General features: G+C 63.7%; 27 protein-coding genes. 11 read left to right on the top strand and 16 right to left on the bottom strand.

The window, feature by feature from the left end; all coding sequences use genetic code 11:
• Positions 1–15 precede the first annotated feature (15 nt).
• The gene (locus tag AC07OX_RS14280; protein WP_495261854.1) at positions 16–954 is read left to right on the top strand and encodes a 2-hydroxyacid dehydrogenase; all 939 of its coding nucleotides are present in this window, start codon (positions 16–18) and stop codon (positions 952–954) included.
• Positions 955–964: 10 nt separating this feature from the next.
• Here the strand turns inward: AC07OX_RS14280 and AC07OX_RS14285 are convergent, their stop codons facing one another.
• Positions 965–2,407, bottom strand: coding sequence for an amidase (locus tag AC07OX_RS14285; protein ID WP_495261855.1), 1,443 nt, complete (start codon positions 2,405–2,407; stop codon positions 965–967).
• Positions 2,408–2,468: 61 nt separating this feature from the next.
• On the opposite strand from AC07OX_RS14285, the gene AC07OX_RS14290 reads away from it, so the two are divergent.
• The 5 genes from AC07OX_RS14290 to AC07OX_RS14310 all read left to right on the top strand — a co-directional run bounded on the left by AC07OX_RS14290 (position 2,469) and on the right by AC07OX_RS14310 (position 7,043).
• Positions 2,469–3,458 carry a LysR substrate-binding domain-containing protein gene (locus AC07OX_RS14290; protein WP_070060205.1) on the top strand — a complete coding sequence of 330 codons (990 nt, stop codon included), beginning with the start codon at positions 2,469–2,471 and terminating at the stop codon, positions 3,456–3,458.
• A 384-nt stretch (positions 3,459–3,842) separates the two neighbouring features.
• Positions 3,843–4,742, top strand: a complete 900-nt coding sequence (locus AC07OX_RS14295) for an amino acid ABC transporter substrate-binding protein (protein ID WP_062471058.1) — start codon at positions 3,843–3,845, stop codon at positions 4,740–4,742.
• A gap of 96 nt (positions 4,743–4,838) precedes the next feature.
• Complete coding sequence (locus AC07OX_RS14300) at positions 4,839–5,570, top strand: amino acid ABC transporter permease (protein ID WP_139701450.1); 732 nt, start codon at positions 4,839–4,841, stop codon at positions 5,568–5,570.
• A gap of 1 nt (position 5,571) precedes the next feature.
• The gene (locus tag AC07OX_RS14305) at positions 5,572–6,261 is read left to right on the top strand and encodes an amino acid ABC transporter permease (RefSeq protein WP_070060204.1); all 690 of its coding nucleotides are present in this window, start codon (positions 5,572–5,574) and stop codon (positions 6,259–6,261) included.
• Positions 6,262–6,305: 44 nt separating this feature from the next.
• Entirely contained in the window at positions 6,306–7,043 is a 738-nt protein-coding gene (locus AC07OX_RS14310) for an amino acid ABC transporter ATP-binding protein (RefSeq protein ID WP_056576214.1), read from the top strand.
• Between the two features lie 72 nt (positions 7,044–7,115).
• Here the strand turns inward: AC07OX_RS14310 and AC07OX_RS14315 are convergent, their stop codons facing one another.
• Genes AC07OX_RS14315 through AC07OX_RS14330 form a run of 4 tightly spaced genes read right to left on the bottom strand, consistent with a single transcriptional unit; the run spans position 7,116 to position 11,056 of the window.
• On the bottom strand, positions 7,116–8,054 hold the full coding sequence (locus AC07OX_RS14315; protein WP_495261856.1) for a nucleoside hydrolase: 939 nt from the start codon (positions 8,052–8,054) through the stop codon (positions 7,116–7,118).
• Between the two features lie 43 nt (positions 8,055–8,097).
• Positions 8,098–9,135, bottom strand: coding sequence for a DctP family TRAP transporter solute-binding subunit (locus AC07OX_RS14320; RefSeq protein ID WP_062471046.1), 1,038 nt, complete (start codon positions 9,133–9,135; stop codon positions 8,098–8,100).
• Positions 9,136–9,176: 41 nt separating this feature from the next.
• Positions 9,177–10,475, bottom strand: coding sequence for a TRAP transporter large permease (locus AC07OX_RS14325; protein WP_307635951.1), 1,299 nt, complete (start codon positions 10,473–10,475; stop codon positions 9,177–9,179).
• The gene (locus AC07OX_RS14330) at positions 10,472–11,056 is read right to left on the bottom strand and encodes a TRAP transporter small permease (protein WP_139701448.1); all 585 of its coding nucleotides are present in this window, start codon (positions 11,054–11,056) and stop codon (positions 10,472–10,474) included. Before AC07OX_RS14330 ends, AC07OX_RS14325 begins: the two co-directional genes overlap by 4 nt.
• Positions 11,057–11,562: 506 nt before the next feature.
• Here AC07OX_RS14330 and AC07OX_RS14335 point away from each other — a divergent pair.
• From AC07OX_RS14335 to AC07OX_RS14345, 3 genes are all read left to right on the top strand, one after another.
• A complete protein-coding gene (locus AC07OX_RS14335; protein ID WP_495261857.1) occupies positions 11,563–11,709 on the top strand; it encodes a hypothetical protein in 147 nt (48 codons plus the stop codon).
• Positions 11,710–12,512: 803 nt separating this feature from the next.
• Positions 12,513–12,893, top strand: coding sequence for a hypothetical protein (locus AC07OX_RS14340; protein ID WP_369631188.1), 381 nt, complete (start codon positions 12,513–12,515; stop codon positions 12,891–12,893).
• A 263-nt stretch (positions 12,894–13,156) separates the two neighbouring features.
• Positions 13,157–13,639, top strand: coding sequence for a GreA/GreB family elongation factor (locus AC07OX_RS14345; RefSeq protein WP_062471040.1), 483 nt, complete (start codon positions 13,157–13,159; stop codon positions 13,637–13,639).
• Positions 13,640–13,718: 79 nt separating this feature from the next.
• Here AC07OX_RS14345 and AC07OX_RS14350 read toward each other — a convergent pair whose 3' ends face one another.
• Positions 13,719–15,185, bottom strand: coding sequence for an aminotransferase-like domain-containing protein (locus tag AC07OX_RS14350; RefSeq protein ID WP_495261858.1), 1,467 nt, complete (start codon positions 15,183–15,185; stop codon positions 13,719–13,721).
• Positions 15,186–15,476: 291 nt separating this feature from the next.
• On the opposite strand from AC07OX_RS14350, the gene AC07OX_RS14355 reads away from it, so the two are divergent.
• The gene (locus AC07OX_RS14355) at positions 15,477–15,800 is read left to right on the top strand and encodes a hypothetical protein (protein ID WP_495261859.1); all 324 of its coding nucleotides are present in this window, start codon (positions 15,477–15,479) and stop codon (positions 15,798–15,800) included.
• Positions 15,801–15,990: 190 nt separating this feature from the next.
• Here the strand turns inward: AC07OX_RS14355 and AC07OX_RS14360 are convergent, their stop codons facing one another.
• Positions 15,991–16,917, bottom strand: coding sequence for an alpha/beta hydrolase (locus tag AC07OX_RS14360; RefSeq protein WP_495261860.1), 927 nt, complete (start codon positions 16,915–16,917; stop codon positions 15,991–15,993).
• A 459-nt stretch (positions 16,918–17,376) separates the two neighbouring features.
• Between AC07OX_RS14360 and AC07OX_RS14365 the strand changes: the two genes are divergently transcribed.
• Complete coding sequence (locus tag AC07OX_RS14365; RefSeq protein WP_495261861.1) at positions 17,377–17,940, top strand: metal-independent carbonic anhydrase family protein; 564 nt, start codon at positions 17,377–17,379, stop codon at positions 17,938–17,940.
• A 194-nt stretch (positions 17,941–18,134) separates the two neighbouring features.
• On the opposite strand, the gene AC07OX_RS14370 is transcribed toward AC07OX_RS14365, so the two are convergent.
• The 9 genes from AC07OX_RS14370 to AC07OX_RS14410 form a co-directional block, all read right to left on the bottom strand.
• Positions 18,135–18,644 carry a DUF1993 domain-containing protein gene (locus AC07OX_RS14370; RefSeq protein WP_093058073.1) on the bottom strand — a complete coding sequence of 170 codons (510 nt, stop codon included), beginning with the start codon at positions 18,642–18,644 and terminating at the stop codon, positions 18,135–18,137.
• A 393-nt stretch (positions 18,645–19,037) separates the two neighbouring features.
• The gene (locus AC07OX_RS14375) at positions 19,038–19,736 is read right to left on the bottom strand and encodes a hypothetical protein (RefSeq protein WP_495261862.1); all 699 of its coding nucleotides are present in this window, start codon (positions 19,734–19,736) and stop codon (positions 19,038–19,040) included.
• A 55-nt stretch (positions 19,737–19,791) separates the two neighbouring features.
• Complete coding sequence (locus tag AC07OX_RS14380) at positions 19,792–20,040, bottom strand: hypothetical protein (RefSeq protein WP_157627295.1); 249 nt, start codon at positions 20,038–20,040, stop codon at positions 19,792–19,794.
• Positions 20,041–20,082: 42 nt separating this feature from the next.
• On the bottom strand, positions 20,083–20,493 hold the full coding sequence (locus tag AC07OX_RS14385; RefSeq protein ID WP_495261863.1) for a hypothetical protein: 411 nt from the start codon (positions 20,491–20,493) through the stop codon (positions 20,083–20,085).
• Between the two features lie 592 nt (positions 20,494–21,085).
• Positions 21,086–21,355 (bottom strand): hypothetical protein, encoded by a 270-nt coding sequence (locus AC07OX_RS14390; protein ID WP_495261864.1) that lies wholly within the window; start codon positions 21,353–21,355, stop codon positions 21,086–21,088.
• A gap of 461 nt (positions 21,356–21,816) precedes the next feature.
• Positions 21,817–22,788, bottom strand: a complete 972-nt coding sequence (locus AC07OX_RS14395) for an NAD(P)H-dependent flavin oxidoreductase (protein ID WP_062470992.1) — start codon at positions 22,786–22,788, stop codon at positions 21,817–21,819.
• Between the two features lie 12 nt (positions 22,789–22,800).
• A complete protein-coding gene (locus tag AC07OX_RS14400; protein WP_495261865.1) occupies positions 22,801–23,733 on the bottom strand; it encodes an electron transfer flavoprotein subunit alpha/FixB family protein in 933 nt (310 codons plus the stop codon).
• Between the two features lie 13 nt (positions 23,734–23,746).
• Complete coding sequence (locus tag AC07OX_RS14405; protein ID WP_159278609.1) at positions 23,747–24,496, bottom strand: electron transfer flavoprotein subunit beta/FixA family protein; 750 nt, start codon at positions 24,494–24,496, stop codon at positions 23,747–23,749.
• Between the two features lie 37 nt (positions 24,497–24,533).
• A complete protein-coding gene (locus AC07OX_RS14410; protein ID WP_447741022.1) occupies positions 24,534–25,532 on the bottom strand; it encodes a Bug family tripartite tricarboxylate transporter substrate binding protein in 999 nt (332 codons plus the stop codon).
• Positions 25,533–25,574 lie beyond the last annotated feature (42 nt).

Consider the following 25,574-nt stretch of genomic DNA (forward strand, 5'->3'; position numbering starts at 1 on the left):
CCCAGGAGTTCAGACGTGTCGACCAAGATTCCCCTGCTGGTGCTCAACAGCCTCTCGAGCGCCCACCAGGCCCAGATTGCCGAGGTCTACGACATGACCTACGCCTTCGGCGACGCCCAGCGCGCCGCCGCCATCGCCGAGCACGGCAAGAAGTTCCGCGCGGTGCTGACCATCGGCGTCATCGGCCTCACGCCCGCCGAGATCGACGCCATGCCGGCGCTCGAGCTGGTCTGCTGCATGGGCGCGGGCTACGAAGGCGTGCCGCTCGAGGTCACGCGTGCACGCGGCATCGCCACCGCCAACGGCGCGGGCACCAACGACGACTGCGTGGCCGACCACGCCTTCGGCCTGCTGATCAGCATCGTGCGCGAGTTCCGCACGCTCGACCGGCTGTGCCGCGAAGGCGTGTGGCGCGAAGCCATTCCGCAGCCGCCGAACGTGTCGGGCAAGAAGCTCGGCATCCTGGGGCTGGGCACCATCGGCCAGAAGATCGCCAAGCGCGCCGCCGCCTTCGACATGGAAATCGGCTATCACAACCGCAAGCCGCGCGAAGGCGCCACGCACCGCTACTTCGACGACCTGAAGTCGCTCGCCACCTGGGCCGACTTCCTGATCCTGGCCGCGCCGGGTGGGCCGGCGACCAAGCACCTGGTCAACGCCGAAGTGCTCGACGCGCTGGGGCCGCAGGGCTATCTCGTGAGCATCGGCCGCGGCAGCGTGGTCGACACCGAGGCGCTGGCGAAGGCGCTGCGCGAGCACCGCATCGCGGGCGCGGGCCTGGACGTGTACGAGAGCGAACCCAAGCGCCCCGAGCCGCTCATCGGCCTGGACAACGTGCTGCTCACGCCGCACATGGCGGGCTGGTCGCCCGAGGCCACGCAGAAGTCGGTGGACCACTTCCTTGCGAACGCCCAAGGGCACTTCGCGGGGCGCGGCGTGCTCACGCCGATCTGATCAGAACCGATCAGGAGAGGGCCGGCGGGCGCCGCGCCGCCCAGCCGCAGGCCTGGTCGTAGGCATGGCCCAGCCGCAGCACGTCGAGGTCGGCATGGATCGGCCCGGCGAGCTGCAGGCCCATCGGCAGCCCGCCGTCGCCGAAGCCTGCGCGCACATTGAGCGTGGGCAGGCCCGCCAGCGTGAAGGGCGTGACGATCTCCATCCAGTGGTGGTAGGTGTCGCTCTTCACGCCGTTCACCTCGGCCGGCCAGTGCAGCTCGGCGTCGAACGGGAACACCTGCGCCGTCGGCGCGACCACGAAGTCGAAGCGCTCGAAGAGCTTCAGGAACGCGCGGTACACGTTCGAGCGGTAGTGCGAGGCCTGGTACAGCGAGGCGGCGTCCAGGTGCCGGCTCTGCTCGATCTCCCATTGCGCCTCGGGCTTGAGCTGGGCGAACAGCTTCGGGTCGCTCAGGTAGGCGCCGAGCTTGCCACCCACCAGCAGTTGCCTCAGCCGCAGCCAGGCGCTCCAGTTGTGCTCGCGCGGCACGTCGAGCGTGCAGGGCTCGACCTCGCAGCCGATGGTGCGGAAGGTGTCGAGCGCCTGCTCGCCGAGTTCGCGCACGCCCGGCGCCAGCGGCAGCTCGGGCCAGAGGCTGCCGAGCCAGCCGATGCGCAGGCCGCGGCCGTCGCCGTCCAGCTGCAAATCATCGGGCGAGGGCAGGGCATGCGGCGACGACAGCGGCACGCGCGTGTCGAAACCCGCCTGCACGGCCAGCAGGCGGGCCGTGTCTTCCACGGTGCGGCCCATCGGGCCCTCGCAGCCCAGCTGCTGGAAGAAGAGTTCCTGCTCCGGGTCACCGGGCACGCGGCCGCGCGAAGGGCGCAGGCCGATCACGTTGTTGAAGGCGGCGGGGTTGCGCAGCGATCCCATCATGTCGCTGCCGTCGGCCACAGGCAGCATGCCCAGGGCCAGCGCCACGGCCGCGCCGCCGCTGCTGCCGCCCGCGCTGCGATCGGGCGCGTAGGCGTTGCGCGTGATGCCGAACACCGTGTTGTAAGTGTGCGAGCCGAGCCCGAACTCGGGCGTGTTGGTCTTGCCGATGACCACGGCGCCGGCCGCGCGCATGCGCGCCACATGCAGGCTGTCGGTGCGCGCGGGCGAGCGCGGCGACAGCGGCGAGCCCATCGAGGTCGGCAGGCCGGCGGCATGGCTCAGGTCTTTCACGGCCAGCGGAAAGCCGTGCATCCAGCCGCGCCGTTCGCCGCGCGCCAGCTCGGCGTCGCGCTCGTCGGCCTCGGCCAGCAGCTGCGCGGGGTCGCGCAGGGAGACGATGGCGTTGAACCGCGGGTTGAGCGCGTCGATGCGGGCGAGCGACGCCTGCATCACCTCGCGGCAGGACACGTCGCGGGCCGCGATGTTGCGCGAAAGTTCGGTGGCGCTGAGCTCAGGCAGGTCGTCGAAAGGCATGGCGCATGCGGGAAAAGGAGGGGGCGCCCAGTATGGCGCGGCGCTCGCATAATCGCCGCGTATGGAAACAAAGTGGCTCGAAGACTTCATCAGCTTGGCGGAAACCCGCAGCTTCAGCCGCTCGGCCCAGTTGAGGCACGTGACGCAGCCGGCGTTCTCGCGGCGCATCCAGGCGCTCGAGGGATGGGCCGGCACCGACCTGGTCGACCGCAGCTCGTATCCCACGCGCCTCACGCCCGCGGGCCAGACGCTGTACAGCCAGGCCATCGAGATGCTGCAGTCGCTGCAGAGCACGCGCGCCATGCTGCGCGGGCACTCGGCCGCCGGCCAGGACGTGATCGAGATCGCCGTGCCGCACACGCTGGCCTTCACCTTCTTTCCCTCGTGGGTCACCAGCCTGCGCGAGCACTTCGGGCCCATCAAGAGCCGCCTCATCGCGCTCAACGTGCATGACGCGGTGCTGCGGCTGGTCGAGGGCAGCTGCGACCTGCTGATCGCCTACCACCACCCCTCGCAGCCGCTGCAGCTGGACGCCAACAAGTACGAGATGGTCAGCCTGGGCGAGGAAACCGTCGCCCCCTGGGTCAAGGCCGATGCCGAGGGCGCGCCGCGCTACCGGCTGCCGGGCCGCCCGGGCCAGCCGCTGCCCTACCTGGGCTATGCGCCGGGCGCCTACCTCGGGCGCGTGGTCGACCAGCTGCTGAAAGAGTCGGGCACCGCCATCCACCTGGACCGCGTCTACGAGACCGACATGGCCGAAGGCCTGAAGGTGATGGCGCTCGAAGGCCACGGCATCGCCTTCCTGCCGCAGAGCGCGGTGCGCAAGGAGATCAAGGCGCGCAAGCTGGTGAGCGCGCTGCCGCCCGAGATCGACAGCCTGGAGGCCAAGATGGAAATCCGCGCCTACCGCGAGCGGCCCAGCGCGCCGGTCCCGGTGAAGGGCGGCGCCGGCCGCTCGGCGGCCCGGGCCGGGCTGTCCGAAAGCCTGCAGCCCAAGCGCACGGCCGACGCCCTGTGGTCCTACCTGGTCGGAACCCAGCCGCCGCAGTGAGCGGGCGAGTGTGAATGGCCGTGGATTTGTGCACTGCACAATCTATAAGCACCACGCATACGGCCCCCCGCAATCAGCATTGGCGGCCCGGCCACGGCACCACTACAGTCGCGGCAGTTTTTTTCGGCCGTTGCACGCCGGGGATCGCCGGTCGCTGCTTGCGCCACGCACAGCCGCCCGAATGCCGGGCACAAAGGCTGCTTAGTGAAAGTCGGACAATGCGAAATGTCTGGATTGCACCAGGCTGGCGCCCCGATGGGCGCGGCCGGTGCGAGGCGGGCGGCGATGCCCGTGGAATGCACCGGGTTGGTCCGGGTATCCCGCAAAATGCGAGTGTCTAGAATTTCGTTCTATTTGTTTCAGTCACCCTCAGGAGCTTTTCGTATGAAAAAACAAGTATTGGCATTGGCTGTCGCAGCGCTCGCCACCAGCGGCGCCTTTGCACAGGCCAATGACACCCTGGCCAAGATCAAGGCCTCGGGCACCATCACCGAAGGCGTGCGTGAGTCCTCCGGCCTTTCGTACACGCTCGGCAATGGCCAGTACACCGGCTTCCACTACGACGTCTGCGCCAACATCATCAAGGACCTGGAGAAGGCCGCCGGCAAGAAGCTCGAAGTCAAGTACCAGCCCGTGACTTCGCAGAACCGCATCCCCCTCGTGCAGAACGGCACCGTGGACATCGAGTGCGGCTCCACCACCAACAACGCCACCCGCCAGAAGGACGTGGCTTTCGGCGTGACCACCTACGTCGAAGAAACCAAGATCGTCGTCAAGGCCAACTCGGGCATCAACTCGCTGGCCGACCTGAAGGACAAGACGGTCGCCACCACCACCGGCACCACGCCGCTGCAGACCGTGCGCAAGCAAAAGCGCGCCGAGAACCTGACCTTCAAGGAGGTCTACGGCAAGGACCACTCCGACAGCTTCCTGCTGCTGGAAACCGGCCGTGCCGACGCCTTCGTGATGGACGGCTCGATCCTGGCTGCCCTGGCCGCCAAGTCGAAGTCGCCCAAGGACTACAAGATCCTGAACGATGTGCTGGCCGTGGAACCCATCGCCATCATGATCCGCAAGGACGACCCGGCTTTCAAGAAGGCCGTGGACGACAGCATCAAGGCACAGGCCAAGTCGGGCGAACTCGCCAAGCTGTATGACAAGTGGTTCCTCAAGCCGATTCCCCCGGCCAACGTGACCATCAACCTGCCGCTGGGCGAAGCCACCAAGAACGCGTGGGCCAACCCGAACGACAAGCCGGCCGAAGAGTACGTCACCAAGGAATAAGCGCGCGTCGCTGCGTGAATGGACGCCCACCTTTCGCGGTGGGCGTTTCTTTTCAAGGGACGGTTTTTCGAAAAGAAGCTGAAGGAGTAAACACACATGGGAAACTGGGATTGGCAGGTCTTCCTGCAAGACCCCGGGGGGGAATATCCGAGCTACCTGCAATGGATGCTCTCGGCCTGGGGCTGGACGGTGTCGGTCGCGCTGCTGGCGCTGATCGTCGCGCTGGTGCTGGGCTCGCTGATCGGCATCATCCGCACGCTGCCCGACAGTCCGTGGCTGGTGCGCTTCGGCAATGCATGGGTGGAGCTCTTTCGCAACATCCCGCTGCTGGTGCAGATCTTCCTCTGGTACCACGTGATTCCGGCGCTGGTTCCCGTGATGAAGGGCGTACCGAGCTTCATCCTCGTGGTGCTGGCACTGGGCTTCTTCACCTCGGCGCGTATCGCCGAGCAGGTGCGCTCCGGCATCCAGGCGCTGCCCAAGGGCCAGCGCTATGCGGGCATGGCGGTGGGCTTCACCACGCCGCAGTACTACCGCTACGTGATCCTGCCGATGGCGTATCGCATCATCATCCCGCCGCTCACGAGCGAGACGATGAACATCTTCAAGAACTCGTCCGTCGCGTTCGCCGTGTCGGTCACCGAACTCACCATGTTCGCCATGCAGGCGCAGGAAGAAACCTCGCGCGGCATCGAGGTCTACCTGGCGGTGACGGCGTGCTACGTGGTGTCGGCCCTGGCCATCAACCGGCTCATGGCGTTCATCGAGAAGAAGACCCGCGTGCCGGGCTTCATCGTCTCGGCCAGCGCTGGCGGCGGAGGACACTGACATGATGAATCTCGACCTGTCCTTCTACAACTGGGACGTCATCAGCAACTTCGTCATCAAGGGCTTCTACTTCAGCATCATGCTGACGGTGGTGGCCACCATTGGTGGCGTGATCTTCGGCACGATCCTGGCGCTCATGCGCCTGTCGGGCAAGAAGTGGCTCGATGCGCCCGCGGCCCTGTACGTCAACGGCATGCGAAGCATCCCGCTGGTGATGGTGATCCTGTGGTTCTTCCTGCTCGTGCCGGCGTCGTTCTATTCGCTGTTCGGTTCGCTCGGCTCGAACTACCGCTCGGAAATCTCGGCGGTGATCACCTTCGTGGCGTTCGAGGCGGCCTACTTCTCCGAGATCATGCGTGCGGGCATCCAGTCGATCCCGCGCGGCCAGGTGAACGCGGGCCAGGCGGTGGGCATGACCTACGGCCAGAACATGCGTCTCGTGGTGCTGCCGCAGGCCTTCCGCAACATGCTGCCGGTGCTGCTCACGCAGACCATCATCCTGTTCCAGGACACCTCGCTGGTCTACGCCATCGGTGCCTACGACATGCTCAAGGGCTTCGAGACGGCGGGCAAGAACTTCGGTCGCCCGATCGAGGCCTACCTGCTGGCGGCGGTCGTGTACTTCGCCATGTGCTACGCCCTTTCCTGGCTGGTGAAACGCCTGCACAAGAAAATCGCCATCATTCGCTGATTGAGTGGCTGAACTGAACCGGAGAGAAACAAATGTCCGAAAAAATGATTGAAATCAAGAACGTCTCCAAGTGGTACGGCCCGGTGCAGGTGCTCAACGACTGCTCGGTGAACATCTCCAAGGGCGACGTGGTCGTGGTGTGCGGCCCGTCGGGTTCCGGCAAGTCCACGCTCATCAAGACCGTGAACGCGCTCGAGCCCTTCCAGAAGGGCGAGATCACCGTCAACGGCATTCCGCTGCACGACCCCAAGACCAACCTGCCCAAGCTGCGCTCCAAGGTCGGCATGGTGTTCCAGCACTTCGAGCTGTTCCCGCACCTGTCGGTGACCGAGAACCTCACGATCGCGCAGATCAAGGTGCTGGGCCGCACGCCCGACGAGGCCAAGACCCGCGGCCTGAAGATGCTCGACCGCGTGGGCCTGATGGCGCACAAGGACAAGTTCCCGGGCCAGCTGTCGGGCGGCCAGCAGCAGCGCGTGGCGATCGCCCGTGCGCTGAGCATGGACCCGATCGTGATGCTGTTCGACGAACCCACCTCGGCGCTCGACCCCGAGATGGTCGGCGAAGTGCTCGACGTGATGGTGAGCCTGGCCAAGGAAGGCATGACCATGATGGTCGTCACGCACGAAATGGCCTTCGCCCGCAAGGTCGCGAGCCGCGTGATCTTCATCGACGTGGGCGGCAAGATCCTCGAGGACTGCCCGAAGGACGAGTTCTTCAACCACCCGGAAAACCGTCAGCCGCGCACCAAGGACTTCCTCAACAAGATCCTGCAGCACTGATTCGCTGCCGCACCCAAACAAAAAGCCACGCTGTCCGCAGCGTGGCTTTTTTCATGGGGCTTGGCCTGAAGCTCAGGGCAGCCGCGCGATGTGCTCCGTCAGCAGGTCGAAGAAGCCCTGCGCATCGCCATCGACGACCCAGTGCACGTTCGCGGGCCGCTTCAGGCTGCCGTGCCAGTCGGCCACGGTCTGGCCGAAGCCCATGCCCTCGCGGCTGTCGATCTCGACGTGGATGCGGCGGCCCTGGAACAGGTCGGGCCGCAGCAGGTAGGCCGTCACGGTGGCGTCGTGCACCGGGCCGCCCGGCATGCCGTAGTGGGCCATCTCCTGCGGCGCATAGGCGTCGAGGATGTCGGCGACGATCGCGCCGGCGCAGTTGCCCAGCTGGCGCAGCCGCGCGATGCGCGCGTCGCTTGTGAGGATCTTGTGCGTCACGTCCAGCGGCAGCATCGTGATCGGCACGCCGCTTTTGAGCACCGCTTCGGCCGCATGCGGGTCGGCGAACACGTTGAACTCCGCCACCGGCGTGATGTTGCCGCCGTTGAAATGCGCGCCGGCCATGAGCACCAGCTCGCGCAGGCCGCGCACGATGTCGGGCGCCTGTTCGAGGGCCAGTGCGAGGTTGGTCTGCGGGCCGAGCATGGCGAGCGTCACGCTGTGCTCGGGCGCAGCGCGCAGCGTGCGCACGAGGTAGTCGACGGCGCTGCCTGCGGCCAGCGGCACGGCGGGCTCGTGCACGGTCACGCCGGTGAGGCCTTCGCGGCCGTGGATGTTGGCGGCGTAGATCGGTGTGCGCTGCAGGGGCCGCTCGGCGCCCGCGTAGACCGCAAGCTCCGGCCGTCCGGCCCATTCGCAGGCCAGGCGCGCGTTGCGCGAGGTCTTGGCCAGGGGAACATTGCCCGCCACCGTGGTCAGCGCCTGAATCGCCAGCGATTCGGGCGCCGCCAGGGCGAACAGCAGCGCGATCACGTCGTCCGCGCCGGGGTCCGTGTCGATGATCAGGGTGTGCATGGCGACATTGTCATGCCGCCCCCGATCCACGGCGGTGCGCGGCTTACTTTGCGCGCGCGGCGATGGCCTTCTCGGCCTTGGCCACCAGGTCGACGCCGACGGTCGACTTCCACTTGTCGTACACCGGGCGCGTGGCCTTCACGAAGGCGTCGCGCTCGGCCGGCGTGAGGTTGGTCACCGTCACGCCCATGGCCGCGATGTCTTTCAGCACGGGCTTGTCGGCTTCGACCAGGCCCTTGCGCGCGATGGCGATCTCCTGCTTGCCGGCGTCGAGCGCAGCCTGGCGCACGATGGCCTGGTCGGCCGGCGTCCACGAGGCCCAGATTTCCTTGTTCACGACGAACACCAGCGGGTCGGCCACGTAGCCCCAGGTGGTAACGAACTTCTGGCCCACCGTGTGCATCTTGAGCACCGTGAACAGGAACAGCGGGTTCTCCTGGCCGTCGACCGCGCCGCTGGCGAGCGCGGGCTGCGCGTCGGCCCAGCTCATCTGCGTGGGGTTGGCGCCCAGCGCGGTGAGCATGTCGGAGTAGATGGGCGAGCCCACCACGCGGATCTTCATGCCCTTGATGTCGGCCGGCGACTTGATCGGCTTCTTCGAGTTGGTGATTTCGCGGAAGCCGTTCTCGCCCCAGGCGAGCGGCACCACGCCGGCCTTGTCGAGCGTCTTGAACATGTCCTTGCCCACCTCGCCCTGCGTGAGCGCGTCGATGGCCGCGTAGTCGGGCATCAGGAAGGGCATGGAGAACAGGTTGAGCTGCTTCACTTGCGGCGACCAGTTGATGGTCGAGCCCACGGCCATGTCGATCACGCCCTGGCGCAGCGCGCTGAACTCGCGCGTCTGATCGCCTTGAATGAGCGACACGCCCGGGTACAGCTTGATGTTGATGCGGCCCTGGGTGCGCTCCTTCACGAGGTCCGCCCAGATCTTGCCGGCCTGGCCCCACGGCGTGGGCGGGCCCAGCACCAGCGACATCTTGTACTCGGGCTTGTAGGTGGCCTGCGCCATCGCGCCGGTCGAGAACAGGCCGAGCGTGGCGGCGACGGCGGCAAGGCCCAGCAGGGTGCGGCGGAATTTCATGAGAGAGGTCTCCTCTTGGTCTGTCGATGGATCGAAAAAAATCAGTAGCCCAGCTTGCGCGGCAGCCAGAGCGCGAGTTCGGGGAAGGCGATCACCAGCACCATCACCACGAACATCGAGAACAGCATCCAGCCCACCCACTGCACGGTTTCTTCCATGCGCACCTTGGCGATGCGGCACGAGACCATGAGGTTGACCGCCAGCGGCGGCGTGAACTGGCCCAGCGCCACCTTCAGCGTGAGGATCACGCCGAACCACACCGGGTCCCACTTGTAGTGCTGCACGATGGGCAGCAGCAGCGGCACGAAGATCAGGAAGATCGACACGCCGTCCAGGAACATGCCCACCGTGATCAGCAGCAGGATCAAGAGCGCCAGGATGCCGTACTCGCCCAGCCCCGAATTCACGATGGCGCGCGTGACCGGATCGATGACGCCCAGCGTCGACAGCGAGTACGCGAAGATGCCCGCCAGCGACACCACCAGCAGGATCACCGCCGACAGCTCGCCCGACTCGCGCAAGATCACGAACAGGTCGCGCACCTTGATCGTCCGGTGGATGCACATGCCCACGAACAGGCCGTAGAACACGGCGACCACGGCCGCCTCGGTCGGCGTGAACCAGCCCGCGCGCATGCCGCCCAGAATGAGCACCGGCGCCGCCAGGCCCCAGATCGCTTCGCGAAAGCTCTTCCAGAACGGCGGGCGCGGCAGCGTCGATTCGAGCGCGCCCATCTTGTGCTTGCGCGCCAGCCACACGGCCGGAATCATCAGCGCCAGGCCGGCCATCACGCCGGGGATCATGCCGGCCGCGAACAGCGCCGGCACAGAAGCGCCGGGCACCAGCACCGAGTACACGATGAACGCGACCGACGGCGGAATCAGGATGTCGGTGGCCGCCGCGGCGCCCACCACGCTGGCCGAGTAGGCGGCCGGATAGCCGGCGCGGCTCATGGCCGCGATCATCACCGCGCCCACGGCGGCGGCGTTGGCCGGGCCCGAGCCCGAGATGCCGCCCAGGAACATCGCCACCGCAATCGCCACCAGCGGCAGCATGCCGGGGCCGCGGCCCACGATGGCGATGGCGAAGTTGACCAGCCTCAGCGCCACGCCCGAGCGGTCGAAGATGGAACCCACCAGCACGAACATCGGAATCGCCAGCAGCGGGTACTTGCCCAGGCCGGCGTAGAAGTTCTGCGGCACGGCCAGCAGGCCGAACCACTGCGCGTCGGCGTTGGCCAGCGCAATGCAGGCCGCGCCCGCCAGGCCGAGCGCGGCGCCGATGGGCACGCCCACCAGCATCATGAGCACGAAGGCGACGAAGAGCAGGGTGGCGATCACTTGGCGTCGCCCTTCTTGCTGTCGCTGTCGTCAGACTTGTAGTTCGTCTTGCGCCCACGGCGGACCATGAGTCCGATGGCGCGCCCCGCGATCGCGAACGACACGATGGGCAGCCAGATCGAATACCACCAGGCGGGCAGGCCGATGCCGGGCGTGGTTTCCTCGAAGCGGTAGTCGTCCCACACCATGCGGATGCTGAGCGCGCCGATCAGCGCGAACAAGATGGCGATCATCAGCGCGCCGAACTGGGCCAGGCGCTTGCGCCGCGCCATGGAGCCGCTTTCCGAGAAGTACTCGATGCGGATGTGCCGGTCGCGCGCCACGGCGGCCGAGCCGGCCACCAGCGCCAGCATGATCATGAGGAACACCGAGAACTCTTCCGTCCACGCGAACGACGAGTCGGTGAAGTAGCGCACGATGACGTTGGCGAAGGTGATGAGCGCCAGCGCGCCCATGATGAGGACCGTGAGCCAGTCTTCGATGGCGAGGGGAACCTTGGTGGGTTCGTCGGCGGCTTCGATGTCGGGGGGGAGGGGACTGGCGGCGTCCAGCGTGGGGCCGGACTCGGGAGGAGTTGTCATCGCAGGAAAGGGCAGCTGAGGCAGGCGCCAGGTCACCGGGCGGACGCCGGGACGCGATCCGTACACCTTGACAGGCGAGCAGCGCTCGATGCTAGGGGGTCAATGACCATTCATATATCGGGGGTTTCCTTAGCTGTGGCGGCTGGTTGACTGCCTCTTGCGGCCCTTGTTCGGGGCGCTGTTGTCGGGGGCGCGTGCACAGGTCACCGGGTACTCCCCTCCGCGAATGTCCCCTGGCCTGCGGCCTCCTCCTTGATTTCGCTGCGGGGAGCACCCGATGCCCTGCGCACGATGAGTGCGGTTGTGGGGTTGGTGGTTCGACCGCTGTGGTGGATTGCAGATGGATGTGCGGGGCGTACCACTGAGCTTTCGTGAGCGACAGGCACTGGCGAAGCAGAAGCCCGAAGGGCTGGTGCCGGATGCGGTCGACATGGACAGGGCTGCGTTCAATTTCGAATCACGCTGATCAGGCCCACCTTGCCCTAACAGTGCGAACAGAAGACCAAATGGTCCTCGCCTGTGCTGGCGTGCGCATCATGGACTGCGACGATGGCCCCGATAGCATCGAGGTGAACGTCTTGGGCATTTCCTACCCGGCCTATGAGACGTTGTTTCCCGAGCACGTCGCAGCCTATGAGCGACAGTGGAGCTGATCACGTCGGCTACTCGGTCACGACGGTAGCGCGACTGGCTGCAGTCGGCCAGAACCGGCCGTTCGCCGTGCCGGCACAATGTGCCAACAAGCGGGCGTCCACGGCTTCGGCACAGTCTGTTCGAAAGAGCGCGGACGTGGTGACCCGATGGTTCCACGACCCCTCGCACCTTGGGCCTACGAATGTTGCATCGCCTTTATTGCTCGAGCGGAAATACGGCCGGAGTCGACGAGTACATCTGTTATTCGGAGATCGGAGCCGACGGCTCCTGGGTACGTTACGTTGAAATAAAGTCAGATGGCGCTCCGGTACGACACCGAATGTGCCGCGGATCAGTACGGAATCCTTCCTGAAGGTAAATGGGACGAAGCGGAATCAACAATGGGCGAGTACGGCGCAGTTGTAGCGATATCCGCCGAGCTGTTCCAAGCGGTTTGGTCCGTGACGCGATGCATCAACGACGAGAAGGGAACAGATGAAAGCAGAGTTCACCGTTCTTGAGGATGCTGAGGGCTACTGGTTTGTTCCACGTAGCGAGGAAGATGCTGCTATTGCGGATCCGTCTTCATATCGTGTTTCTTTGCATCCCACGGCTTCGGGTCAACCACCAGCATCAAGCGGGAGGCGACTTCAAGTGGGGTGAAGCCCTTTATCTACTGGCCTTCGATCACCACTCGGATCGCTCCGTTTGTGCGAGCCAAGAAGCCATAGTTCAGAACTTTCTTTGCTGGCTCGTGACGGCCAGAAGGAGCCATCCGTCTTGATGGGGCGTTCTTCCAGTTCAGGCGGAAAAAAGGAAAAAAATGGATGCCCCAGAGCCAAGCGTGGCGTGTAGAGAGGTAATTTTGGAGTGGACCAGGCTTTCTCAGCTGGCAGACTTTGCTGAGCGGCGACATGGATATGGCAACAGCAACGGTGGCTTTGGCGTCGACTACCCTGAAGACTTGGACGAGTACGACATCCACGTTGATGGCGTCCGAATTCCAGAAGGTTCACTTCTGCTTTACGGCTATGCGATCGCAATCCCACCTGGATATGAAATCTTGGTTGATGAGAAGGTGTACCTCTGCACCCTCAGGGAGATCTTGTTGGAACGTGGGCTCGTTGCTGACGCAGAGCGGGTCGCTGTTCTGCTAGCAGACGAGATGAATCCATCGAGTGAGGGGAAAAGAAAGAGAATTTAGTACCGGCAAGTTGCTTAGCCGCCGATCAAGTCGACGATGCTGCGGTCTACGTCTCAGTACTTGCAGACCGCCCGGGGAACGCCCCATGTCTGGAGCGGGCATGAAGCCGAAATCGCTCTGAAGGTCCGCTTTCGCAAAGCCCGAAGAGCGGCTTCGGGCCCATAGCTCAAGTTAACCTGCAGCCAACAGAAGCGTCGAAGGCTTCTGGAGCCCTTCACAATCAAAACCTGCCCCCCGCTTGTTCGAGATACCGACCTTTCGTCATGGATAAATTCTTGCTGCAACAGCAGGTGCTGGAACGGCTCGCCGAAGACCTGCTGCAAGCCGAACAGGCGGTGCGGGCAGCCCATGAAACGGCGACTCACGAAGAGAACATTGCCGAAAACAAATACGACACATTGGGACTCGAAGCCGCCTACCTGGCCACCGGCCAAGCTCGGCGCGCCGAAGCCATACGCCAGGCGATGGCCAATTGGCGCCAATTCCGTCCGCGTCCCTACGACGCCAGCATAGGAATACGGCTCGGCGCGTTGGTCTGCCTGGTCGATTCCGACGACAAGCAGCAACAGCTCTTTCTCGGCCCGGATGGGGGCAGCATGACGTTGGTCAGCGGCACTCAGCTTGTTCAGGTCATCAGCAGCGAAGCCCCTTTGGGTAGGGCAATGCTGGGCAAATGCGAGGGTGATGAGGTGTCGATACAGGTCGCGCCAATCCGACAGCAGTTTGAGGTGCTGCGGGTTCTTTAAGCCGCGACTGAACAGAAGCGGAACGCGTGACGTTGAGAGTCAGTCGAATGCGGCGGACCTCGACCTGCATTGACGCTAACTAGGGTCTCGACGAACGCTCCTCGAAGATGGGCCCCGAATTTCCAGTTGTAGATTTGAGCTGCGCGTTAGCGAGATTTCCAAGACTCCTGATAGCCCCTTCCAAGCGCGGGTCGCCGAGATACCCGTAGTTGATGCGCAGGTGCCGGGTGTATCGGCGGTCGGCTGAAAACAAATGGCCCGGCGCTACGCCTATGCCGAGCCGAAGAGCATCCTGGTGCAGTGCGAGCGAGTCGACACCTTCTGGCAGCGCGAGCCACAGGAAATAGCCACCCTCGGGGCGCGTGACCCGCGTTCCAGTCGGAAAGTATCGATCGATAAATCGCAAGCATGCAGCCTGCTGGCGGCTGAGCGAATGCCGCAGGGCGCGCAGGTGGCGATCGAAACTCTTGTGTTGCAGGTACTCCTGCAACGCCAGTTGCGAGGGGAGTGCCGTCGCCAGCGAGCTCATCAACTTGTTGCGACCCAAAGTGGCTGCAAAGCGACCGCCCGCTACCCAACCGATGCGATATCCGGGTGCCAGGGATTTCGAGAAAGAACTGCAATGCAGCACCCAGCCATCCCGGTCCCAGGCCTTGGCTGGTGGCGGTCTCCGAGCCCCATGCGCGAGCTCGCCGTATACGTCGTCTTCGATCAGCGGTATGGCGCGGGTGGCGAGCATGCTGACCAGTTGCTCTTTGGCTGCGTCGCTCATGGTGCAGCCCATTGGATTCTGGAAGGTCGGCATGAACCAGCAGGCCTTCACCGGATGCTGGTCGATCACGCGAGCAAGAGAGTCGAGATCTACGCCTGTACGCGGGTGGGTCTCAACCTCGACCGCGCGAAGACCGCGCCGCTCCAGTGCCTGCAACGCACCATAAAAGGTTGGCGTTTCGATCGCCACGACGTCGCCTGGCTGCGTCACCGATTCGAGCGCAAGATTGAGTGCTTCCATCGCCCCGCTGGTGATGACCAGTTCAGACGCAGGAACATCCATCCCGACGCTGCCGTAACGCAGGGAGATCTGATGGCGCAATTGGGCGTTTCCTGGTGACAAATCCTCGACGGTCTGCCAAGGATCCATCCGCTTGAGCGCTCGCGTCAGGCCGGCGGCAAGTTGCTCGAAGGGAAACAGTTCTGGCGACGGAAAGGCCGAGCCGAGCGGGACCATATCGCGCTCGCGAGCCTGCGCAAGGACCTGAAAGACAAGCGACGAGACGTCGACCGACATGGACCGCAGGACCGGCTCGCTGGCGGCGAGTTCGTTGGCCGGCATTTCCGCGCCCGCTCGAACGAAGTATCCCGACCGCTGCCGCGCTTCGACAAGCCCTTGCGCCTCCAGCAGGTAGTAAGCAGAGAACACGGTGGACGCACTGATGCCCATTTGCGACTTCAGTTCGCGCACGGAGGGAAGGCGATCGTTCGCCTTCAGGCTACCCGCGCGAATACGCTGAGCGATGTTGTCGGCAAGCTTCTCGTAGCGGTTCATGGGCATCTCTTTCTGATACGGTCGTTCTGGACCGCTCCAGAGATTGTCATATCAGACGTCGACCCGCCCCGGCGCGACCACCGGCCTCCTTGCATCTGATACGAAAATTTTCAGCTGATCTGGTTCTGTACGTATCAGCCTGGAAGATGAACACTCGACAGCACGATGAGAGTGCTTCTGTGGTGCAGGCAGACTGCTCCGCCTTTGGGCCCATGTCTTGCGTGCCTTTCGACGCGCTTTGCGGACGCCCATTTAGCTCACCGCAACCGTTTCGTTAGATTGATTGATTGATTGAATTTCCGTTTCTTCATCGGTCTATTGAGCTACTTGCCGCACTCGGGCACTTCGCCGTCTGTCACCATTGATATCCCTTCAATCATGAATTCAATCCCTATCTCTTTTGTTATTTTCAAGGTTCTCGTGCTCAGCGTGGGCATGTATTTAGCCGTCAAGTGGCATTACGAACGGGGACAGAAGGACAAGAATCAAAAGACAGCTGCAGTGGTACTGACATCCATCAAGGTGGGCGGGGCGTTCGTCGCTTCTGCGTTCCTCGTGCTCTTCCTCACCTTTGAATTTTGCAATTGGATGGGTCTGGACCTGACCATGCAGTGATTGGAAGTTTTCGGTCGATAGCCCGGATGCGGTGCGACTAACGGCACGACCCTTTCAGAGACGGACATCGGCACGATGGCGCGGTATTTGGCTGGCATGCCGACGTGCGAGGCGAGCGCGCCGATGGCAAAGTTCTCGCCCAGAATTCATGTCAAGTGATCGCCCGGCTGCATCGTCTCGCTGTGATTTGTCAGTGCGCCGAGAGCAGATACTTCAGGCCCTGCGTAAAGCCACGCGGCGCGACGGTGAGATGGTCCTCGTCGTTCAGGACCGCTGACTTCAGCTTCAAGCTTGGGTACTTTCTGCTCTGTAGCGCCGTCTCCAGCGCCTGGTTGTCGGCAACCATGTCTACCGTCTGGTTGTAGCGCCGAACACCTTTGCGCAGCGCCTCATAGGCGCCAACATAAAGATAGACATTCGCCTTCAGGTCCCGATTCTGTTTGGCGTAGCTCGCTTCGAGCTTCAAGGCATGTCGCTTGTCGTACCAGAGAGATGGGCTGCCGAGGATATAGCCGTTGAACAAGCCGGGCTCGGTGAAAAGGATCTGCATCCCAAGCAGGGCGCCGTAGGAGTGACCGAGAAAGATTGTTCTGGCCGGGTCGGCCCGGTAGCGAGCGGCGATGAACGGCTTTACCTGGTTGCGCAGATATTCTTGATAGGCGCGCGCCTGACCGTGGACCGCATTGGCAGGCGCGTTGCTGGGGCCGTTCGGTGTCGGTGTGTAGTCGCGCTGGCGGCTGACCGCGCCGTCCTCGCCCTTTGCGTAAGACAGGCCGACGAGGATGAATTCCTCGATCCGAGGCCCTTCAACGTTCAGGCGGCGCCCCAACTGCCGGACGATCGGGAAAGCGTAGTCGGCGTCAGTCACATACAGCACGGGGTAGCGCTGCCGCGGCTGCTTCGCATAGGACGGCGGCAAAGCAATGAAGACTTGGTAGCCGCGGCCTGAAACCGGATCGGGCACGTCCCATACCTCGGTGTCGACAACCTCGTAAGGCCGCCCCTCGCCGGGCTGCACCTTGGGCGTCGTTTGGGCCTGGGCGCGTGCCGGATCGCCAGAGATGCCGAAGCTGGCGATGAGGGCAACCAGCAAGGCATTCAGAAAACGTTGTTGCATGTGATGAGGTCTTCGCAGATCGGAGGAAATTCTGGTGCAGACCGAGAGGATGGCTTTCGTTCGACACCTGTCCCATGCTGAGTGTCTGCTTGTGACCGAATCGTTCCGGCGCAAAAAAACGGACGGTTGTTGGCCCCTGGTGACCTTAGGATGTTCGCGAACTGGGCGGCGTGAGCCAAGGTCCGGTTCTGGCCGATAGCACTCATTCGCGCGAGGCCAGAAGATGTCGGCAATCGCTGCATAGCCGTCCTTCGTGTGCGCCCGCTTCAGCCTGTTGCGAGACAGGCCTGCACGCCTGGCTATCTCTCGAATGCACAACCATTCATTTCATTTGCATCTTTTACTCAGAGCAAATCAGCCGGCGCATCATGCCTTGTGCATGTCGTATGGATGCACTTTGGGTCTCGGCTCGACCCCCCCGGCCGCTCCGGTATCCAACTACCTCAATTGGAGACCCAAATGAAAAAATTCATTCCCAGCGCCATCGCCAGCCTTCTGATCGCAGGGGCAATCTTGCCGGTCGCCGCCAAAGAGAAAGTCGTCGACCGGAGCATCACGGAAGCGGAAGTCCTGGGGGCCCAGCAGGCCTGGTGCAAGGCGCTGGTCGACATCAGCGCTGCGAATTCCAGCGGAGGGCAGCCGGCCGCCAGGGCGCTGGCCGAGAAGGTCATCGACAGCGCCTACGCCTACCAGCTGGGCGCAGTGCTGTTCAAGCCGACGCTCACGACATCGCCGCAGACCTTCCGCACCGCTCGCGACGGCGCGCTGGCGTACTTCGTGGGCGGCAACCCTGCCTTTCCCAACGACACCGGCTTCGCCCTGAAGGGCTGGACCAAATGCGAGATTGCCAACAGTGCCGTGCTCATCCACGGCGACGTGGCCAGCACGCTGGGTAACGTGCTGTTCACCGACCCGGACGGCAAGGTCACCACGGTCGACAAGACCTGGACTTTCGTGAAGGACGGTGCCGGCAAGCTGCGCATCGTCGTGCATCACTCGTCGCTGCCGTACGCTGGCCGTTGAACACCGCGTTGGAGTGCCGGCAGGCCCAGGCTCTGGTGCGGCCCCTCGGAGGACCGTCATTGGTGGCTCAAGGTCGCGAATCGGTGGCAGAACGGCGTCGTAGCGCTCGACCTGCACCGCAGTGTGGGCTTGCCGTGCACGCTTGCACTTCGAGCGGCAGTGGCCAGAGTGGCTGAACGCCTGTCCGTCTTGGGTCAGTAGGCACCCATGTAGTCGCGCTTGCCGATCTCCATACCGTTGTGGCGCAAGATGGCATAGGTGGTGGTCACGTGGAAGAAAAACTGCGGCAGTCCATAGTGCAGAAGGTATGCGCTTGCGGTCAGCTTCTTTTCCTTGGGGGTGCCGGGGCGCAATACGATCTCGCGGCTCTCGCTGGAATCGAATTGCTCAGGCTTGAAGGAGCCGATATGGGCCAAGGCTTTGGCGATCAACGCTTGCAGGTCGGCGAAGCTGACCTCGGTGTCGGGCCAGGACGGCACCTCGGCACCAGCAAGGCGGGAGGCAATGCCCTTGGAGAAGTCTGCGGCGATCTGTACCTGACGTACCAGCGGAAACATGTCAGGGAACAGCCGCGCCTGCAGCAGCGCATTTGGATCGATATTTCTTTGCGTCGCCTGGTCTTCGGCTTTCTTGAGCACGTCGGACAGGGCGCGCAGCATCTGCTGCATGACGGGAACGGAGGCGTTGTACAGCGGGCTGGTCATGGTGAGTTCACTTCTAAAATTTTGGGCACGATGGCCGGAGTTGGCGTGGCAGAGGCCCTGCCGACCATGCAAGGCTAACAGCACAGGGTGAACTGAATCGCCTCGGCTTTTGTGGCTAGATTTTCTTCCCGCTGGTAGTCGGAGCCGCCGCGTTGAAGGGCAGTTCACTGGCAAGAAGTGGAAGTCAATTGCAGATGCACGACAGACCGCGATCGCTGCATAGCAGTTGGTTGACCTCTCGCATCGAAGGACCGCTTCGGGCCCATAGCGAACATCAGCCCTTTTCGAAAGCGGTCGTTCTAGTTGAAATGGCTGAAACAGGTCTGAATCGGTCGACGGGTCGTCTCGGCAACGGAGATTTCAACCATTCGGTATCGACACCGAACTTTCAGGCTAATTGTTTCTGAAGGCGAATGGCAACCTTGTCACTAACAGATCCGTCGAACTTGCCATTTCAGAAGGGAAAGGCTCAAACGGGGCCATGTCGCGAATCAACTTTTGTAGATGGGATGCCAGGAACGGCGATGTCGCCTCGGCCACCTCGATGTCGGAAACGTTGCCTCGCGCATCTAGACTCAATATCAAGGTCACCTTGCCATAGACGGATTTGCCGTCCTGCATTGGAAAGGTCATGGTTCCGCATTCTTCGATCTTCTTGATCAACCGATCGTGGTACGCCTGAGCGACAGGGGCCGTTCGCAACCAGGAGGGGGACGCATAGTGCGTGCGCGGCGCCCTGCCTTCAACGTCGATGCGAGCTTCGATTTGCTCGAGCAAGCGCTGCATCTCTTCGCGTTTTCTTCTTTCCTCACTCGGCTTCCTGCTCTCGTTTTTTCGCTCCGAAGGTAGCGTTGGTAGGGCTGCAAGATCGGCGCGAACTTTTTCCAGAAGGGCTTTCTGCTCCCTCTGCATAGCGGAAATCCTCTCGCGCGCTGCGTCAAGTTCAGTCGCTGTCGCTGTTTGGGCCGTGCATGGGTTGCCGGCAAGCGTCAGCCAGAGCACCAACGCAAAGCGGCTTGAGAGTGAGCGTCCTCGCACACGCGAAGCCACCGCCGACGCTTGACGCGGAGCAATCAAGGTGTCCAGAAACATGCTAGATGGATGATTGAGGGTTTGAAGTCTCGAGTCTGTTTTTGGCCGGATGCGGCTATCGCGGAGCATGGACAGACCCGCACGCTGCCGCTTCCCCGCGCTCGTGAAGCAATGAAATTACGACCGTCTCAAACCACTCGTAGTCCCGCTGGTCGCGAAGGTTCGCGTCATCCGGGCTGACCAGCAGCGACTCACCCTCGACTACGGCATAGCCGACGTCGACGAGATGAGCGTTCAGCATCTCCCGAGCCATCTCGAGGTCAACAACGCCCGTAACCTTCAGCGCGACGGGTTCAATTTTCATGGTCCTATCGTACGTCTGGTGTTGGCCGACTGTAGCCATTGCTCAGGACGGGCGAAGCGCAGCAAGCCGCTCTTTGATTTCGGGGTCAGCAAGCGGCTGCCAGGACGTTTCGTAGCTCACTCCCTTGAGCTTGGTAGCGATGCTCCAGACCAGGTTGTCACCTTCCCCGGGAGCGTCGGCGCCAAGGTTTGGAAGCACCTCCAGGCAGCGATACAACCGCGCGATGCAGTCGGCGGAAGGCATGGGAAGCGGCCGTCTATCGCTAACGGCCCAGTACAGCACCGCTGCAGCTGAGTACCAGAACTCCTTCCTGGCCGGTCTCGCCAAAAACAACATCAGCTCCGCAAGCGTCGCGTCCCATCCTGCCTGCGAGGCAAAAGACGCAACCTCTCGCTCCAAGTCGAACGCATCGTCCTCGGCATCGCGGACAAATAGGTGCAACAGAGCGTTCATCTTGTTACTTATAGGTTGGTAAAGCGACCGACCGCTTCTGGCCGGATTCTGCCGTAGCAGGCTGCGGTCGGTCCCACCAGAAAAAAATTCGAGCCGGTCCCCACCAAGTCAGATGCGCCGTGCCGTTGCACCGTCGAACTGCAAGAAACCTATCAATTGCTCCGCATCACCCAGCGACCCAAGCACCACCTCTGCAGTAGCTCCGCCATCTATGGCGTTGACCAATCGCTGAGCCTCGAAAAGCGTTAGGTGCGCCACTGAACACAGAGTGCTTGCACACTTGATCTTGTTGAAGCCGTGGGTACGACCTATTTCAACGACGACTGTCATAGTTCTCCCGGCGACTCGAACGACCGGTTCTGGCCGATAGTACCCATTCGCGCGAGGCCGAGGGATGTCGGCAAACGCTGCCAAGCAGATGCTCGCATCGTCTGCCGACGATCCGCATGGAGCGCATGGCTGCCACCGAGGCCTGCACCACAAGCACCTCGACCGAACCGAATTCCCTCCATCACAAGGGCTTCAGCCGTCGCATCCAAAAGAACCCGTTCACCAGAGCGGGCCGCGAAACACGCAGCCCGCAGACCAGCCGCTAACCGCCGGTCTCAAGCGCTGCGCGTCGCGCCTTCTCGCTCAGTTGAAACAGCTCTCCAGCCTTGCGAGCAAGTTCAGCCGAAAGCCAAAGCACGTTGTCCAGCTGTCGAGGCCCGTCACCGCTGCACCAGTCGATGCCTTCTCCGTGGCAGACCCACAGGAGCGCTTCGAGTTGCGAGAGGGTGTTTTCGAGAAGATCCGCCGGGTCTTGGGCGTTGTCTTCGGACGCTACCGGCGTGCGAGGCCGGGCTATAGTCTTGGTAGCCATTTTTGTGCGTTCCTTCCAAGGCGATTGCACGAACTTGGTTAGACGGCCGGGGTGCTAGTAACACCCTGGCCGTCGCCTTTTGATACCTCGCATCTGCATCGCTGCTTTCGCACCGACGACCTGCCGCGAGGCAAGCAGCCTTCAAACATCTCTGTAGTGGTGAGGGTGTGGCGCCTTTCTTCTTCCCTTGGTGGGGTGTCGAGTGACAGGGGCATTCACTCTAGAGAAGAACCCGGCGAAGTGGCCGGTTCATGCGGCACGAAGTCTCGGCGAGCGCCAACAAATGCAGCTTCCGCGATGCGCCGAGCACGGGCCTCGCGGGCCCGGTGCTGCGCCAGTCCGAAGCGGCTCTGAACGCTCACGTCGATGGGGTGCCTTGCGCAGCGAAATCAAGGAGGAGCCCGAAGGGCGGGGGACATTCGCGGAGCAAGGCGCCCCGTCGGCAGGAGCGCGGCAGAGCTTCAGTTCATCCAGCTGCGGGCGCGGTCCAGATGCTCACGGCACTCGCGCACCATGCGCTCCAGCAGCTCCGCGCAGGTCGGGATGTCGTCGATCAGCCCGATGCACTGGCCGGCCGAGACCACGCCGTTGTGCACCTCGCCCGACTCCAGTGCCGCGCGGCCGCGTGCGCCGGCCACCAGCGGACGGATGTCCTCGAACTCGCAGCCGCCGGGACGGCGCTCGGTAGCCACCACTTCTTCGGAGATCGCGTTGCGGAACACGCGCGCCGTGTTGTGCAGCGTGCGGAACATCAGCTTGGTGTCGCGCTCGGTCGCGGCCACCAGTGCCTGCTTGATGTTGTCGTGGATCGGTGCTTCCTGGGTCACGCAGAAGCGCGTGCCCATGTTGATGCCTTCGGCGCCCAGCGCCAGCGCGGCGGCCATGCCGCGGCCGTCGGCGATGCCGCCCGACGCGATGATCGGAATGCGCAGCTTGCGCGCCGCCACTGGCAGCAGCACGAGGCCGGGCACGTCGTCCTCGCCCGGATGCCCCGCGCATTCAAAACCGTCCACGGACACCGCGTCGACGCCGTTGCGCTCGGCCGAAAGCGCGTGGCGCACCGAGGTGCACTTGTGGACGATCTTCACGTCGTGGCGCTTCAGGGCCTCGATGAAGTCCTTCGGGCTGTTGCCGGCGGTCTCCACGATCTTCACGCCGCTGTCGATGATGGCCTGCACGTACTCGGCGTACGGCGGCGGCTTCACCGCTGGCAGGATCGTGAGGTTCACGCCGAAGGGCTTGTCGGTCATCGTGCGCGTGCGCGCGATTTCGTGGCGCAGGTCGTCGGGCGTGGGCTGCGTGAGTGCCGTGAGAATGCCCAGGCCGCCGGCGTTCGACACGGCCGCGGCCAGCTCGGCGCGGCCCACCCATTGCATGCCGCCCTGGATGATGGGGTAGCGGATGCCGAGCAGTTCGGTGATGCGGGTCTTCATCGTCGCAGCCGCTTACAGCGTGGTCACGAGTTCCGGCACGGCCGTGAACAGGTCGGCCACGAGGCCGTAGTCGGCCACCGAGAAGATCGGGGCTTCTTCGTCCTTGTTGATCGCGACGATGACCTTCGAGTCCTTCATGCCGGCCAAGTGCTGGATCGCGCCCGAGATGCCCGCGGCGATGTACAGCTGCGGCGCGACGATCTTGCCGGTCTGGCCCACTTGCCAGTCGTTCGGGGCGTAGCCCGCGTCCACTGCGGCGCGGCTGGCACCGAGGCCGGCGTTCAGCTTGTCGGCCAGCGGGGCCATCACTTCGGTGAACTTCTCGGCGCTGCCCAGGGCACGGCCGCCGGAGACGATGATCTTCGCGGCGGTCAGTTCGGGGCGTTCGCTCTTCGTGACTTCACGGCCGACGAAGGTCGACTTGCCGCTGTCGGCCACGCCTTCAGCGGTTTCAACGGTGGCGCTGCCACCGGTGGCGGCTGCGGCGTCGAAGCCGGTCGTGCGGACCGTGATCACCTTGACGGCGTCGCTGCTCTGCACGGTGGCGATGGCATTGCCGGCGTAGATCGGGCGCTCGAACGTATCCGGGCTATCGACCTTCGTGATGTCGCTGATCTGCGCCACGTCCAGCTTGGCAGCCACGCGCGGTGCGACGTTCTTGCCGTTGGCGGTCGAGGGGAACAGGATGTGGCTGTAGTTGCCGGCGATCGCCAGCACTTGTGCGGCGACGTTCTCGGCGAGGTTTTCAGCCAGCGATGCGCTGTCGGCAGCGATCACCTTGGACACGCCGGCGATCTGCGCGGCGGCCTTGGCGGCTTCGGCGGCGTTGGCACCGGCCACGAGGATGTGGACGTCGCCACCGCAAGCCAGCGCGGCGGTCACGGTGTTGAGGGTGGCCGGCTTGATGCTGGCGTGGTCGTGTTCGGCAATGACGAGTGCGGTCATGTTCGTTTCTTCCTCAGATCACTTTGGCTTCGTTCTTGAGCTTGTCCACCAGGGTGGCGACGTCGGGCACCTTGATGCCGGCGCCACGCTTCGGGGGCTCGCTGACCTTGAGGGTCTTCAGGCGGGGCTTGACGTCCACGCCGAGGTCTTCGGGCTTGAAGGTGTCCAGCTGCTTCTTCTTGGCCTTCATGATGTTGGGCAGCGTCACATAGCGCGGCTCGTTCAGGCGCAGGTCGGTCGTGATGACCGCAGGCAGCGTGAGCGTCAGCGTTTCCATGCCGCCGTCGACTTCGCGTGCGACGGTGACCTTGTCGGCTGCCAGGTCGACCTTCGAGGCAAAGGTGGCTTGGGGCAGGTCGGCCAGCGCAGCCAGCATCTGGCCCGTTTGATTGGCGTCGTCATCGATGGCTTGCTTGCCGAGGATGATGAGAGACGGTTGTTCCTTGTCGACCAGCGCCTTGAGCAGCTTGGCCACGGCCAGGGGCTGCAGCTCTTCCGAGGTCTCGACCAGGATGCCACGATCGGCGCCGATGGCCATCGCGGTGCGCAGGGTTTCCTGGCACTTGGCATCGCCGCACGAGACGGCGATGACTTCGGTCACGATGCCCTTTTCCTTCAGCCGAACCGCTTCTTCGACAGCGATCTCGTCGAAGGGGTTCATGCTCATCTTGACGTTGGCAATGTCCACCCCGGTGCCGTCGCTCTTGACGCGCACCTTCACGTTGTAATCGACGACCCGTTTGACAGGCACCAGAACTTTCATGGCTGTTCCTCTTGAATGACAAAAATGGGAAAAGGGGTTACTCGAGCTTGGCGCCCGACTGCTTGATCAGGCGCTCCCACACGGGGCGCTCCTGCTTCCAGGCTGCGGCAAAGAGTTCGGGCGAGCTGTCCTTGATCTCGAAGCCCATGGCCGCCACGCGCTCGCGCACGTCGGGCTGCTGCGTGGCCTTGCGCACTTCGTCGGCGATGCGGTCGACGATGGCCTTGGGCGTCTTGGCCGGCGCGGCGATGGCGAGCCAGCCGGTCACGCGGTAGGCCTCGTCCTTCAGGCCTTGCTCGGCCAGCGTGGGCACATTGGGCAGCGTGCTCATGCGGCGCTCGCCGGTCACGCCAACGGCCTTGAGCTTGCCCGCGTCGATGTGCGGCTTGGCCGCGAGCGCGCTGGCGTAGGCCATCTGGATCTGGCCGCCGATCAGGTCTTGCACCATCGGTGCCTCGCCCTTGTAGGCGACGTGGTTCATGTCGGCCTGCTGCGTGAGGCTCATGTGCGCGCCGGCCAGGTGCGGGTAGGCGCCCACGCCGTACGAGCCGTAGGCCACCTTGCCCTTGTTCGCGGCCACGTACTTCAGCAGCTCGGGGCCGGTCTTGGCGGGCACGCTGGGGTGCACCACGAGCACCAGCGGCGCCATCGCGATCTGGTAGACCAGCGTGAGGTCGCGCTGCGTGTCGTAGGGCAGCTTCTCGTAGAGGAACTCGTTGGTCATCAGCGAGTTGCTCAGCGACAGCACGATCGTGTAGCCGTCGGGCGCGGCCTTGGCGACCGTATCGGTGCCGATGATGCCAGCCGCGCCGGGCTTGTTGTCCACCACGATGGGCTGGCCCATGCTGGCCGACATCTTCTGGCCCAGCACGCGCGCCAGCACGTCGGTCGCGCCGCCGGCCTGGAAGGGCACGACGAGGCGGATCGGCTTGTTCGGGTAGGGCGCCTGCGCATGTGCGGGGGCCAACGCGAACAGCGCGGCGGTCGAGGCTGCGGCGCACAGCAGCGCACGGCGGGTCGAGGGTTGATGGGTCATGGTTTGTCTCCCGTTCGGTTTCAGAAAATCGTGTCGAAGAAG

The sequence above is a fragment of the Variovorax sp. GW821-FHT09D07 genome (assembly GCF_059416345.1).

Excerpts from the sequence above, each read along its gene's own strand:
- AC07OX_RS14285 (WP_495261855.1), bottom strand. The coding sequence starts at position 2,407 with ATGCCTTTCGACGACCTGCCTGAGCTCAGCGCCACCGAACTTTCGCGC.
- AC07OX_RS14290 (WP_070060205.1), top strand. The coding sequence starts at position 2,469 with ATGGAAACAAAGTGGCTCGAAGACTTCATCAGCTTGGCGGAAACCCGC.
- AC07OX_RS14295 (WP_062471058.1), top strand. The coding sequence starts at position 3,843 with ATGAAAAAACAAGTATTGGCATTGGCTGTCGCAGCGCTCGCCACCAGC.
- AC07OX_RS14300 (WP_139701450.1), top strand. The coding sequence starts at position 4,839 with ATGGGAAACTGGGATTGGCAGGTCTTCCTGCAAGACCCCGGGGGGGAA.
- AC07OX_RS14305 (WP_070060204.1), top strand. The coding sequence starts at position 5,572 with ATGATGAATCTCGACCTGTCCTTCTACAACTGGGACGTCATCAGCAAC.
- AC07OX_RS14310 (WP_056576214.1), top strand. The coding sequence starts at position 6,306 with ATGATTGAAATCAAGAACGTCTCCAAGTGGTACGGCCCGGTGCAGGTG.
- AC07OX_RS14315 (WP_495261856.1), bottom strand. The coding sequence starts at position 8,054 with ATGCACACCCTGATCATCGACACGGACCCCGGCGCGGACGACGTGATC.
- AC07OX_RS14320 (WP_062471046.1), bottom strand. The coding sequence starts at position 9,135 with ATGAAATTCCGCCGCACCCTGCTGGGCCTTGCCGCCGTCGCCGCCACG.
- AC07OX_RS14330 (WP_139701448.1), bottom strand. The coding sequence starts at position 11,056 with ATGACAACTCCTCCCGAGTCCGGCCCCACGCTGGACGCCGCCAGTCCC.
- AC07OX_RS14335 (WP_495261857.1), top strand. The coding sequence starts at position 11,563 with ATGGTCCTCGCCTGTGCTGGCGTGCGCATCATGGACTGCGACGATGGC.
- AC07OX_RS14340 (WP_369631188.1), top strand. The coding sequence starts at position 12,513 with ATGGATGCCCCAGAGCCAAGCGTGGCGTGTAGAGAGGTAATTTTGGAG.
- AC07OX_RS14345 (WP_062471040.1), top strand. The coding sequence starts at position 13,157 with ATGGATAAATTCTTGCTGCAACAGCAGGTGCTGGAACGGCTCGCCGAA.
- AC07OX_RS14350 (WP_495261858.1), bottom strand. The coding sequence starts at position 15,185 with ATGAACCGCTACGAGAAGCTTGCCGACAACATCGCTCAGCGTATTCGC.
- AC07OX_RS14360 (WP_495261860.1), bottom strand. The coding sequence starts at position 16,917 with ATGCAACAACGTTTTCTGAATGCCTTGCTGGTTGCCCTCATCGCCAGC.
- AC07OX_RS14365 (WP_495261861.1), top strand. The coding sequence starts at position 17,377 with ATGAAAAAATTCATTCCCAGCGCCATCGCCAGCCTTCTGATCGCAGGG.
- AC07OX_RS14370 (WP_093058073.1), bottom strand. The coding sequence starts at position 18,644 with ATGACCAGCCCGCTGTACAACGCCTCCGTTCCCGTCATGCAGCAGATG.
- AC07OX_RS14375 (WP_495261862.1), bottom strand. The coding sequence starts at position 19,736 with ATGTTTCTGGACACCTTGATTGCTCCGCGTCAAGCGTCGGCGGTGGCT.
- AC07OX_RS14380 (WP_157627295.1), bottom strand. The coding sequence starts at position 20,040 with ATGAAAATTGAACCCGTCGCGCTGAAGGTTACGGGCGTTGTTGACCTC.
- AC07OX_RS14385 (WP_495261863.1), bottom strand. The coding sequence starts at position 20,493 with ATGAACGCTCTGTTGCACCTATTTGTCCGCGATGCCGAGGACGATGCG.
- AC07OX_RS14390 (WP_495261864.1), bottom strand. The coding sequence starts at position 21,355 with ATGGCTACCAAGACTATAGCCCGGCCTCGCACGCCGGTAGCGTCCGAA.
- AC07OX_RS14395 (WP_062470992.1), bottom strand. The coding sequence starts at position 22,788 with ATGAAGACCCGCATCACCGAACTGCTCGGCATCCGCTACCCCATCATC.
- AC07OX_RS14400 (WP_495261865.1), bottom strand. The coding sequence starts at position 23,733 with ATGACCGCACTCGTCATTGCCGAACACGACCACGCCAGCATCAAGCCG.
- AC07OX_RS14405 (WP_159278609.1), bottom strand. The coding sequence starts at position 24,496 with ATGAAAGTTCTGGTGCCTGTCAAACGGGTCGTCGATTACAACGTGAAG.
- AC07OX_RS14410 (WP_447741022.1), bottom strand. The coding sequence starts at position 25,532 with ATGACCCATCAACCCTCGACCCGCCGTGCGCTGCTGTGCGCCGCAGCC.